The sequence below is a fragment of the Acinetobacter sp. FDAARGOS_558 genome (assembly GCF_003937785.1).
Lineage (GTDB): Bacteria > Pseudomonadota > Gammaproteobacteria > Pseudomonadales > Moraxellaceae > Acinetobacter > Acinetobacter baumannii.
In genome coordinates, this window is sequence record NZ_RKJH01000005.1 from 1 (window position 1) to 12,790 (window position 12,790).

At 36.4% G+C, this 12,790-nt stretch carries 11 protein-coding genes and 1 pseudogene; all 12 read left to right on the forward strand.

Annotated features, from left to right (window positions below; translation table 11 throughout):
• A pseudogene (locus tag EGT34_RS20785) lies at positions 1-293 on the forward strand (type IV conjugative transfer system protein TraV); the annotation flags it as partial.
• A gap of 9 nt (positions 294-302) precedes the next feature.
• Positions 303-3,029: a type IV secretion system protein TraC gene (gene traC / locus EGT34_RS20790; protein WP_000147410.1), complete on the forward strand. Its 2,727-nt coding sequence runs from the start codon at positions 303-305 to the stop codon at positions 3,027-3,029.
• Positions 3,026-3,421: a hypothetical protein gene (locus EGT34_RS20795; protein ID WP_000778182.1), complete on the forward strand. Its 396-nt coding sequence runs from the start codon at positions 3,026-3,028 to the stop codon at positions 3,419-3,421. The genes traC and EGT34_RS20795 overlap by 4 nt, the downstream gene beginning before the upstream one ends.
• 47 nt (positions 3,422-3,468) lie before the next feature.
• On the forward strand, positions 3,469-3,969 hold the full coding sequence (gene lepB, locus EGT34_RS20800) for a signal peptidase I (protein ID WP_001058570.1): 501 nt from the start codon (positions 3,469-3,471) through the stop codon (positions 3,967-3,969).
• On the forward strand, positions 3,956-4,594 hold the full coding sequence (gene traW, locus EGT34_RS20805) for a type-F conjugative transfer system protein TraW (RefSeq protein WP_000672680.1): 639 nt from the start codon (positions 3,956-3,958) through the stop codon (positions 4,592-4,594). The genes lepB and traW overlap by 14 nt, the downstream gene beginning before the upstream one ends.
• Positions 4,591-5,634 carry a conjugal transfer pilus assembly protein TraU gene (gene traU, locus EGT34_RS20810; RefSeq protein ID WP_000713230.1) on the forward strand — a complete coding sequence of 348 codons (1,044 nt, stop codon included), beginning with the start codon at positions 4,591-4,593 and terminating at the stop codon, positions 5,632-5,634. The genes traW and traU overlap by 4 nt, the downstream gene beginning before the upstream one ends.
• A 14-nt stretch (positions 5,635-5,648) precedes the next feature.
• On the forward strand, positions 5,649-6,356 hold the full coding sequence (gene trbC, locus EGT34_RS20815) for a type-F conjugative transfer system pilin assembly protein TrbC (protein ID WP_000733535.1): 708 nt from the start codon (positions 5,649-5,651) through the stop codon (positions 6,354-6,356).
• Positions 6,353-8,410 (forward strand): conjugal transfer protein TraN, encoded by a 2,058-nt coding sequence (gene traN / locus EGT34_RS20820; RefSeq protein WP_000591718.1) that lies wholly within the window; start codon positions 6,353-6,355, stop codon positions 8,408-8,410. Before trbC ends, traN begins: the two co-directional genes overlap by 4 nt.
• A complete protein-coding gene (locus EGT34_RS20825) occupies positions 8,403-9,215 on the forward strand; it encodes a conjugal transfer protein TraF (RefSeq protein WP_125305496.1) in 813 nt (270 codons plus the stop codon). The genes traN and EGT34_RS20825 overlap by 8 nt, the downstream gene beginning before the upstream one ends.
• A 38-nt stretch (positions 9,216-9,253) precedes the next feature.
• Positions 9,254-9,583: a hypothetical protein gene (locus EGT34_RS20830; protein ID WP_000644930.1), complete on the forward strand. Its 330-nt coding sequence runs from the start codon at positions 9,254-9,256 to the stop codon at positions 9,581-9,583.
• Positions 9,584-9,616: 33 nt separating this feature from the next.
• Positions 9,617-11,044, forward strand: a complete 1,428-nt coding sequence (locus EGT34_RS20835; RefSeq protein ID WP_000692620.1) for a conjugal transfer protein TraH — start codon at positions 9,617-9,619, stop codon at positions 11,042-11,044.
• 15 nt (positions 11,045-11,059) lie between these two features.
• On the forward strand, positions 11,060-12,790 hold a 1,731-nt coding region (locus tag EGT34_RS20840), incomplete at its 3' end, for a conjugal transfer protein TraG N-terminal domain-containing protein (protein WP_133306827.1).

Sequence of the window (12,790 nt, forward strand, 5' to 3'; positions counted from 1 at the left end):
CTTTATTCGATCAACAATATTTCTATCTAGTAATCGACAATTGGAAGTGGATGATTGAACACAATTCTCGACGTCTACAAGATGCATACGCACCAATTGGAGCCCCAATTTCAAACTATTCAAGTCCAGCCATTACAGTTGCGGATCCGCAATCTACTAAAACAGGTTCAGATGGTCCTATACCAGTAAATGCTTCAGTTAATAGCCAGCCAAATAGTAAAGAAATTTTGAATGGAATAAATACTGAAATAAAAGACTTGAATGTCGATATCTCTAAGTTTACTAGACAGTGAGATTAACTTATGACTGGAAATAACAAACTAATCAATTTTAGAGCCATGCTCGCAAACTGGTTTAAGGTCCACGTATTAGGTGATGATCCGACAGGTAAAAAATTCTCAACTGTAGATTTAACGAATAAGATTCTTGAAAGCTACGGCATGTATCAGATATTTAAATACAACATGTTTAATGTGAAAAGAAGTCTTTATTATAATGATGGCCCTTCCGTAAGCTTTGCTCTAGAAATCATACCGCAGACAGGATCAAATGAGGACTTCGTTTCTCGCATAGTATCTATTATTTCAAGTTTCCCTGCGGAAACAGGTATTCAGATATTAAACTTCGGTAATACAATTTTTGAAGATGATCTTCAAGAGTACTTGGATTTACGTGTTGCGGAATATCAGAATGGTAAAGTGTCTGATTTCGCAATAGAATTTGCAAAGAATCGAATCAAACATATCCAGTCTCGTAAAGGACGGCCACAGTTCGGAAGAGACTCATATTACGTTATTAAAAAACCAAAAATTATTCTATCAGTTACACGTTCGGGTAGTTATAAAGACCCACAACTAATTAAGCAAATGGAAGAGTTGTTGCATCAGACAAGTGCTCAACTACAACAAGCTAAATTACCTAATATTGTTTTAACACCAATGTTACTGCTTAAAATAATTAAGCCAATGCTTGACCCTGAGAGTTTATTTAGAACCGTTCCACCAGAACATGAATTCCAAGTTTCTCGCTCATACTACAGTGAAGATTATAATCGTCTAGAATCAATAAAAAGTCAGTTAACACCACGTGGTCATTCAGCAACAGTTGGTGTGTCTGAAATAGTATTTGGTCAACCTATAATTGATAAAACTAAGGGAACTAATAGATCAGTAAGAGTCTATGATTCTGAATGGATTGAAGAAGATGACGATGAAGATCTAGAAGAAGACAATCGAATTGCATTTCGTGGTTTTGGAGTTATGAGGTATCCAAAATTCAAACATCTTTATGAAATGGGAAATGTAATTGGCGATTTTTTTGAAAATTCCCTTCAGTATCCATGCCCTTACATAATTTCGATGGGTATTCATATCTTAGATAAAACATCTTCTGAAACCAAAGCAAGAATAAAGCAAGCTCGTTCAACACAGAATGCTGAAAGTAAAATGGCAAAATGGCAGCCTGAGTATGCTGAAATTGCTAGAGATTGGAATGCGATCACATATCACCTACATAAAGGTGGAGGGATGTGCGAGCTCTATCATACAATCGGGATATTCGCTCCAAGATCACAACTAGATAGTTATTCTGCAAACGTTGACAATTTATGGAAGTCAAACGGCTTTAGCGTAATGCCGTTATCTTGCTTACAACTGCCACTTCTTTATTCATCAATGCCTATGATTTTGACAAAAAAGGCAAGAGATGATTTGAAGAAATTAAAGCTGATTACGACTAAAACAACTATTAATGCCGTAGATATGATGCCAATTTTGTCAGAATGGCAAGGTTTCGGTAAACCGGTAATTATGGTATTTGGCCGCAGAGGAACACCTTGTTTTTTTGATTTATTTTCAAATAAACAGGGGAACTATAATTTTTATATTTGTGGTACGTCAGGCGCTGGTAAATCTGTTTTCTCTCTTGAAATTTTGGCAGCTTACAAAAGCTTGGGCTTCAAAATATATATTATTGACGTAGGACGCTCATTTAAAAACTTCGTAGCGCTCGGTAAAGGACAAGCAATTGATTTCGCAAAGCGCGAAAAGATTTGTATGAATCCTTTCACATGGCTAGAGGTAATTGAAGATGAGGAACTTTCGGAAAAAGAAGGAACCTTAAATACATTTGCCCAAGAGATGAAAATGCTCTTGCCTATGTATGCAAAAATGGCTTCACCATCCAAACCATTAGACGATTACGATAAAGCTCTCCTTTCAAGAGCTATTAGAGAGACATGGTTAAAATTCCGCAATAACAATGGCGTAGACCAAATCTCTGACTTCTTGAAAGAAATTAGAGATCAAAACGGAAATATTGATGCACGAGGTTGGGCTCTTGGTACTCAGTTAGAAAATTTCAAAACAAACGGGATGTATGGAAGTTACTTTAATGGTAAAGCCAACATCGATATGAATAACGAGATGATATATCTCGAACTGGAAGAACTAAAAGACTCACCTGAATTAAAAACGGTTGTGCTTTTCGGTGTTATGAACCGAATCATGCGAGATATGTATTTATCGCGATCTCAAGGGAAAATCGTGTTTGTAGATGAAGCATGGCAACTACTTGATGATACAGAAGAAACAGCAGCTTTTATTGAAGAAGGTTATCGTAGAGCACGTAAATACTTTGGTTCATTTGGCATGGGTACTCAAGGTATTGATGACGCATTTGCGAATGATGCTGCTAGAGCTGCATATAATTCTTCAGACTGGAAATTCTTCTTACGCCAAGATGAACAAAGCTTTGAAAAGTTACTTCAAGAGAAAAAAGCGAACTTTTCTGAAGCTGTCATTAAACAAATTAAGTCAATTGAAAGTATCCACGGTTGGTATTCAGAAATTATGGTTACTTCACCAAACGGTCAGCACATCGTAAGACATGTTGCGGATCCGTTTTCTTTAGCTATGGCATCAACAAACAAAGACGACTACAACTTCATTGAAGAATGCACGAATAAAGGCATGAGTATGACAGAAGCAACATACGCTTTAATGCGTAAAAAAGAGGCTGAAGAAGTATGAAACTTTCAACTATGCAAAAAATGACTCAAGGTTTAGTTTTAACAATCATCGTAATAGTTATTGCGGGAGCTATGGATTATTACAATGATATGAAACGTCCAAAGATAGCTACGATCGATATTCTGACACTGGTAAAAGAACATGAGAAAAAGCTAACAGACTTGTTATATCAAGGCGTTAAAAATCTTGATTCAGCAAATGTTGATTTAGCTCAACAATCAAAAATAGCAGATATCGAAAATCAAAAATTTACTAAGCAACTTAATAGTGCAGTTCAAAAAATCAGTGATGAATGCAAATGTATTTTGGTTAATAAAGCAGCGCTTTTAAGTGATACTAATCGTGTAAAAGATTACACACAACAGGTTAGAGAAACAATCTATCAAAAATAATTAGACAGATTTTTTGATTAAGGAGCCTGACGGCTTAGGGTGTATTCATGAATAATGAAGTTAAAAGGTTTAAGGTTGTAAACGTCTTACTAGTGACATTTGTTTTGATGTTGATTGTCAGTGTAGGGCTAATGTTATGCCAAAAATGGTTTATCTATACGGTCAATCACACAACAAGCTTGAGTGGGAAAGTATATGTAATTAAAAAAGGTGAGCCTGTACAAAAGGGTGATTTAGTTGGTTTTTTATGGCAAGGCCAGATCAAATATCCTAAAGACGTTATTTTTGTAAAAATTGTATCAGGTGTTGAAGGTGATCGTATCGTTGTTAAAGATCGAGACGTCTTTATAAATGATAAATACATTGGTAGAGCAAAAAAACAAAGTGCAGATGGAAAGCTTCAGCTCGAAGTTATCTCATCACAAGTAATTCCTAAAAATGAAATATTTGTAAGCACTCCTCATAAAGACTCGCTTGATAGTCGTTACGCAAAGGTCGGAACAATTAACAAGCAATATATTTTGGGGAAAGCTTATGAAATTTTCTAAATATCTTTTTTTATTACCAATTTTAGCGATTTCATTTAACTCTAATTCCAAAGATTTAGGGGTTAATGGAGCTGTATATAAAATTCAAGAGCCGGATGCATTAGAGCAAATTTATACGAAATTAAAGGCTCTTGAGAAAACCGGTGAGTTAAAGCGGAAACAGCAAGAAGCTGTTTCACGTGCCATGAACTCTGCTAAAAACCCAAAACCAGTTGAAAATATTTCTACTGTTACAGTAAAGAAGGTCAGGTTATTTGACCCAACCATGCACTTATCTAATGACATAAAAACTGATGAAGGGGTTGTGGTTGCTAGAGCAGGAACAAGTGTAAATCCATTGGATACCGTGACCATGACTAAAACACTAGTTCTTTTTAAAGGCTCAGATCCAGAACAAGTACAAGCGGTAAAAAAATTAACTGAATTGTATAAAAATCGAATTACTCCAATTTTAGTAGATGGCTCTTGGTTCGATTTGACTAGAGCTTGGAAACGTCAAGTCTACTTTGACCAGTACGGTTATATCTCAAAGCGATTACAAATTACATCTGTACCATCGATTGTTAGACAAAATGGAAAAATGCTTGAGATTAGTGAAGTCCCAGCTAAGGAGTTAGTGAAATGAAGAAATTTTTTACTATTTTATTCCTTTTAATTTTCACTAATTTAAGCTTCGCCGCTGACTCTGGATCAAATAATAATGGATCTAAAAGCTTACGTTGCCCAGGCGAATTTGCTAATCCAATTAGCGATATCTGTTGGTCTTGCATTTTTCCTATCAGCATGGGAGGAATGCCATTGTGGAAAGGTGGACAAGAAGATAATAGTAATCCATCGCAATTGTTCTGTAGTTGTGCGATCCCAAGAATCTATCTAGGAATTCAAACAGGTTTTTGGGAGCCAGTAAGACGAGTAGATGTAACTCGTACTCCTTATTGTATGGTTTCATTAGGAACTGAATTGGACGTAGGTGTAGAAGCACCGGAAGGTGAAGTACGTTTGCATGATGACAACAATAGGCACTCATTTTATCAAGCGCACTGGTATACAGATCCAATCATGATGTGGTTAGAAGTGATCTATGAGCATCCATGTACTGAAACTGGATACTTTGATATCGGATATATGACTGAGTTGGATCCGATGTGGAATGATGATGAGTTGTCTGCAATTTTATCTCCAGAAGCAGCCTTATTCACAAACCCACTTACACAAGCTGCATGTGCAGGGGATTGCGTATTAGCATCAGCAGGTTTTGGTTCAAATGGTCTGTTCTGGTGTGCTGGATGTAATGGTTCAATTTATCCATTAAATGGGAACGTTGGCGCACATGTTAGTCATATTCAAGCTTCATCACTAATTGCACAACGATTAGCAGCAAAAATGCATCGTCAGTTCCTAACTTGGGGAACCAATGGAGAAGCTGGATTGTGTGGCGTTTATCCGCAACCAATTATGGATAAAACAGCATATAAATATCAGATGCTCTATCCAGTGGCACAAACTAAAAAAATTAATGGTAAATGCTGTCAGCCATTCGGCAGAACGACAAGTGTATGGGGTGCCGGGAAATCATGGCCGGTAACTGGCGAACATTTCTCATATGAATTATTCAGAAAGAAAAATTGCTGTTTGGGCCCTATTTCACCGTTCTATGTGTATTAAAAGGAGTAACTAGAATGAAAAAATTAATCCTAGCATCAATTTGTTTGTTGTCTTGCAATGTACACAGTGCAGATTTTCCTAGCGAACAAGAAATTAAAAAGGAAATGGATAAAGTAAAAAATCAGACTTTCAAAAAGTCTGATTGGGAAATGGCTCAAGAAAAAGCAAGAAAGCAAATTGAAATTTTTAAAAGTGTTGAGGCACGTCCTAACAACTTTCCAAATATTAATGTTCAAAAACCAAATGGTATAAATCTTGATGACATTGCAGCAAGATATAAACGTAAAGCAGAAAATAAGAAAAATGTTGATGGTATTTTAGCTTTTGCAAGCTTATCTATGCCCAAAGATGCTTTAAACAAACTAGTGACAGATGTTACTAAGGCTGGTGGCGTAGTTGTCTTTAGAGGTTTTAAAGACGGTAACTACATGGAAATGGCGAAAGCCATATCCCAGATAGGCGTTAAATCAGCCAATATTCAAATTAACCCTAACGCGTTTAAACAATACCGGGTTGATTCAGTACCGGCTATAGTTTTAGTAAAACCACGGGCAGAAGAAAATCTAGATGAAGAAGGCTGTGTATTACCCGAAAATCATAGCAAAATTACGGGTGATATAAGTCTTGAATATGCCTTAGAACAAATGGAGAAAAAAGAAACGGCTGAATTGAGTCAGATCGCAAAGAGATATCTGACCTTTTTAAAAGGAGCTAATCAATGATTAAGAAACATCATGTATTAGCAACAATATTGAGTTTTGCATGTATGTCAAGCGTCATACATGCAAAAACAGCAGAAGAGGAAGGGAGAGATTTTGGCCAAAATTCTATTGAGTCCACATCCTCTTTAGTAAATTCTCAAAATGGTCAGAATACAGTACCAAATTTTTCAACTAACGCACCTGAATCCGCCTATTATCAAAATGGAATGGGAAACGTTAATAGTATTGGAAACCAGAAAGTTACGAACTGCCAAAACCAAAATATGAGTGGAAGCAATCAACTTAACTTGGAATGTGAGGCTATTAATTTAGTTAATAAGAGTGCTACATCTAGACCAATTTATGAAATTGATCCAAAAAAAGATCCCCTAGTAAAAGACTCTAAGGAAACTATAAAGGTATCTGGTGAAAGTGCTACACAAGCAAGCATTGAAGGTTCTACAAATCAGTTTTGTTTCAATAAAGAATTCGATGTTAAACCAGTTTTTGAAAATAAACAGTGCTCAGTATTTTCAACTAGTTCTACAGAAAGCTGCATAAACAAAATTCTCTTTACTGATTGTATTTCTCCAATAAAAGACATGATTTGTGGAGAAGATGGAAGCGGAATTGATCATACTACTTTAAAAGTGACTAAACCATTTCATAATTCAACAATCACAATGGAAAATGGCTTTTTAAAAATTGGCCTATTTGGAACTGATGGTTCTAAAGGAGTACATACTGCCGAATATAGTTTTGAAGTTAAGAATCTGGAATCTTTGGCTGAATTTCGCCTCACTGATTTTATGAATAACGACGGTTCAAGACTTTATATCAATGGTAAAGAAGCATGGAGTTTTAATTGGGGGGGCGCTCATTGTTGCTCAGGAACAACGAATGTGGATCTAAAACCATTCATCAAAGAAGGCATTAATACAGTTAGACTTGAAAACTGGAATGCACGCACAGATTGGTGGACAAGTGTAAATATTAAAACAAGAATTGCGTGCGCATGTAAAAAACAAAAGGTTAATGGTTGTTATGATAAATACAACCCGACTATTAAACCATGCAAAGAGATAAAATCAGAATGCAAAAAAACAATTGATGGCGAATGTGTTTATGAAGAAAAACAATTCATGTGTGCGGAAAAAACTAATGTGTCTGATTGTCAAAACTTAATAGATGCTGGTTGTTCTCAAATTAAAAGTGTTTGTTCATCCAAAGACTCAGCAGGTAATTGCTTAACTTATAGTCAAACATATCAATGCAAAACTTCAGAAGCACGAAAAGAAAATCGAAGAGTATGTGTAGAGGCTAAATGTACTGACGGTAAATGCTATCAAGAATCTTCAGAACCGGATAAAGATTTTGGTCAAGCAATTGCAATGATGGAAGCTACGCGAGAAGCGGGCGTGTATGGCGAAAAAGATTCAACAGGTTCGTTGAGAGTATTCAATGGAGAAGGGGGAACATGTACTGTAAAGCTATTAGCTGGTCATAACATCATGAGCTGTTGTAAAGAAATAAAAGTTGACGTTTCTAAAGCTTCAAACAATGCAACTGGAAGTAAGCAAACTCAAGCTATGGGTAATAACCCGGAACAAGCAGCTCAGCAAACAGAAGGCTCAACTTATCAATATGATGATTTATATAACGATGATTCAATGATGAAAAACCTTCAGGGAGATCTGACTGGTGGATGGCTTCAATGTAACGAAGAAGAACGGGACTTGGCCGTAAAACGTGGCGGTAGTTTATGTACTCATGCGCGGACATGGTGCTCATCAAAAACTATTTTTGGTTGTACTGAAGAGAGTCGTTCCTATTGCTGTTTCAAAAGTATCTTGGCAAAGATAATTAACCGAGAGGGCAGAAAACAGCTTGGTCTTTCATTAGAAACTTGTGAAGGAATTACTGTTGAGCAATTGCAAAAATTAGATTTCTCTAAAATTGATATGACTGAATTTCAAAACTCAGTAGTGCCAAAAAACGTTGATTTGGGAGATAAAGCAGAAAAGATTAGAGAACGGGTAAATAAGCAAGCCGTCGGAGGTTACTACAGTGAATAAATTAATCTTAGCTTCAATGGTTGTATTTAGTGGGCTAACTCAGCTAACAAAAGCCAATAATGTATTGGATTATGACTCTGTTTGGAATTGTGATCGAACTAAAGTCAACTGGTATTGTAATAAGCCAAAAGAAGAAACGCCGGTTCAGGAAGTAAAAAAGGGAACTCCTAAACAAGCTCCTTTATTTGATCCTATTACTGATTTAAATAAATTAAAGACTGCGACTGAACTTCGAGCTGAGTTAAAAAAACGAGAAGATATAGCAGTCATGTATCCGACAGAACAGAACATCAAAAATTATCTTGATGCATGGCATCTTGTACAAAACAAAGCAACTGTATTTACAGACCAATGGAGACGAGTAGTTTATCAGAATCCAGACTATGATTATTCATTAAGAAACCCATCTAATAATGCAGCGATTAAAGTTCAAGCACAGGCAAAGCAAACGCAAATTGATGGATATCTTAAGAACTTAAGTAAAGAACAAGGATTGATATTCTTCTTCAGATCAGACTGTCCGTACTGTCATCAAATGGCTCCAATACTTAAACAATTATCACAAATGTATGGTTTTGAAGTGCTTGGCGTTAGTGTTGATGGAGCTGGATTACCTGACTTTCCAAATCCTGTAGATGGCCGTGCAGTGGTACAAAAATGGGGTATTGAAAAAGTACCCGCTACCTTTATTGCATCTAAAAAAACTAAAGATCACGCACCGATTGGATTTGGTGTAATGTCTTTAAATGAAGTCATAGAAAGAATTTGGGTACTTACAAATACCCAACCAGGTCAAGATTTTTAAACTTAATTAATTAGAGCCGAAGGGCTTATGGTGTCTCTATGAAAGCAAAATTAATAGTAATTTCCTTATCTTTGATTTGTTCTGGCCCTATGTTCGCTGGCTCAAACTCAATGCAAGATGTTTTTTTGAAGATTAATAGTGAAAGAGAAACAGCTCATTCACTTCAGAAAAATAGATTAATCAAAGTTGAATCTGGCCGTTTTTGTAATGAACATAAAGAATTAACGTCTAGTAAAACTAAGATTGCGGATCCGCAACATTTACATTCTAGTTCATTAAACGAAAGGAGCAGAAAACTTAAAAAACCAGAATTAAGTGGTACTAAAACCTCTGATGAGAATTGCGATAAACCAATTCAAGTATCTTAATAATAAAGGAGCCTCACGGCTTAAGGTGATGTTATGAAAATTAAAGCATTAATTATAGGTGTTCTATTTGGTATTACGGTTTCTGCAAATGCCGATCCAGCCTCAATGCAAGAAGTTTTTGACCAAATAAATGCGCGTGGAAATGTTACTCAGCCAACCGCAATCCAGGGCCAGACTATGAATTATATGACAGGTGGGAGTTTGTTTATGCGAACTCCCAACACCACATATAATCTAGCTGCTATTACCCCTCCTTCAGCTAATGCTGGTTGTGGCGGCATTGACTTGTATATGGGTGGCTTCAGCTTTGTAAATAAAGAACAATTTGTAGCCATGCTAAAAAATATCGGCTCAAATGCATTGGGATATGGCTTTAAATTAGCTTTACAAAATTTATGTCCGACTTGCGATAACGTTCTGCAAGCTCTTCAATCTGCCTCTCAACAAATTAATAGAATGAACATTGATTCGTGTGAGGCAGCGAAAGGGATTGTTAATGCAGCAACTTCTACTGTTGCATTGCGTGGACGCGAACAATCTTCAATGAATTTTGGAACAATAAAAAATATCTTCAGTGATATGACAGAAGCATGGACCAAGAATAAGGGAAATTCACAACAAACAAATCAAACTTTAGATAATTTATCTAATCAAGATCCAAATATGAAAAATCATATACCGGATGGTAACTTGACTTGGAAAGCATTATCAAAAATTTCAGCATTACCTACAGACCAAAAATACTTAATCATGGCAATGGTGGGTACAGTAGTTATAACTGAAGATCCAACCAATGGAACGCCTAAAATAGTCGCTTATCCGCGAAGAATCGATAATATTTCTACACTCATTGGTACTAGTGCAAGTTCACAAGCACAATTTCCAGTTTGGCGTTGTGTCGATGGTACACGTGAAGATGAATGTACATCTCTTGTTCAAGACAACTTAACAACTAATGAAACATTCTATTCGCTAGTAGATGAAAAGATGAGATTACTAGCGGATGCTATTTCGCAACGTCGCCCAATTACTGATGCTGGTGGAATCATTCAATTCATCAATTTAACAGATATTCCGATCTATAAAATCATAGCACTGAATACTCGATATGGTGGTGATAGTACTGCTGCAATGATGGCCTTAGACCAGTACAAAGAACTGATAGCAGCGAAATATGCTCTTGCTTACTTTGAAATAACTTCAAAGATGGTTGAAGCTGCTTTAGGCAATATTATTGCTGGAACGGCTGATGCTGTAACTGCTCAAGAAGTTACTAAGATTAGAGAAACCTTAGATAAAACAAGAGCAGACTTGAACCAAAGCACGCAAGTTGCTTACGCACGTTCCAATGTCTCATTTAATATCGCCCAGGAAGTTCAGCATATGGAGCGAACTTTACATTCAAATTTAGCTCCAGCTTTAAGACAGTCAATTGTCTTCGCTAACACATTAGATAAATAAGTAGGGATAATAATTATGGACTTTACAATTGAAACGTACTGGAACGTTGAAAGTACCTACTTAATCCTTAATGCTGTTGCATCTCTCATGGGAAGTAGCGACTGGGTAGGGGCTTTAAAATTCATCTTTTTAACTGCGATCATGGCTTCGCTTTTTGTATTTGCTTTAGATAGAGATTTAGGAAAGTTTGTTAGAAATTTTGGTTGGGCTTACTTTATTGTAGTAATCATTATGGCGCCGGTTAGTTCAGTGGCCGTAGTTGATAAACTTAAGCAAGAGCCACCAAAAATTGTGGGTAATGTTCCCTGGCTGTTAGCAATGGGAGCATTCACAACAAATTTCACAACGGGATGGATAACTAAAGAATATGAAACACTTACTTCCGTACCTAGCAGCCTAAGTTTAACAGGAACTGGTGATATGGGCTTTGGTCAAGCCCTAATAAGAAACACAAATAAAATGAGTATCACTAGTCCTAGTTTGCGTGCTGATATTATGCAATATATCAAAGAATGTTCAATTTACGACATGCAAGATGGGGTATTGAATGCTGAAGATTTGATGCAAAAAACAGATAGTTGGAACAAGCTATTTTCCAATACAAATCCAGCGCGATTTGTAACTCTGGGTATTTTGAAAGGTGCACCTGAAACCGTCACATGTGTCGAAGGAGCAACAAGATTAAAGCAACAAGTTAACGATGGTATTGCAGCAGCAATGCGCTATTACGGAAAAAATGCATTTATAGATTTTAATGAAGCGACTGCTTTATCTATGTATACAAATGCTGTTGGAACAAGTTATAGCTGGATACTTGGAGCTAATCAAAGTGCTTCTGATGCTGTTAAACAAAGTATGTTTAATAACATTATGAAAGATGCAAATACTGAATTACCGGCACTTATTAATGATCAAACTCGTATACAAGAATTAATGGCATCGGCAGGTGCAGCAGCAGCTTCAGAACAAATGAAAGGTGCAGCCGCAGTTTTATCAAAATTAGCATTTGAAGTCATTCCGATAGTGAGAAATTGGCTAGAAGTTGTTCTATATGCAACATTCCCAATAGCGGTCATGTTAATAGTTTTAAAACCGAGTACGGCAGTAAATATTTTATCCGGTTACTTTACAAGCTTTTTAACGCTTGGCCTTTTTCCTCTAATTTTCGCATTAATTAATCATGCTTCAATGCTATATCTAAGACGGAAAGCAGAAGCTCTAGATTTTAGTGAGGGCATTCCCTTTACTAAAATGGGGGTATTAGACTCCACAGTCGTTGATATTCAAACTGTTATTGGATTATTTGTAATTCTAACTATACCTCTAGCTGCATGGATAGCACGAGGATTTTATGGTGATATAGCTGCAATTGGAAATCAAATAGTTGGGCGCTTTACCTCAGCAGGTTCGTCGATCGGCAGTTCAATGGCAATGGGTAATATGACATTGGGTGAAACTAATATTGATTCATCTTCAGTCAACAACACTTCAATGAACAAATATGATAGCAATCTTTCACAAAGCCGAGGTTTAACAACTTTAACAAATGAGTATGGAACTAGCCATACACTAACCCCATCTGGAGTTATGAATACTCAAAAGCTTGAAGATACAACAGCGCAATCTCTTCATACAGGCCAATCAATAAGCAGAAGCAACGAAAACCGATATGGACAGAGTACAGATTCTGTATATGGCGTTGGTGCGACATATGACACAGCAACTGGTTCAACGAATACAAACTCA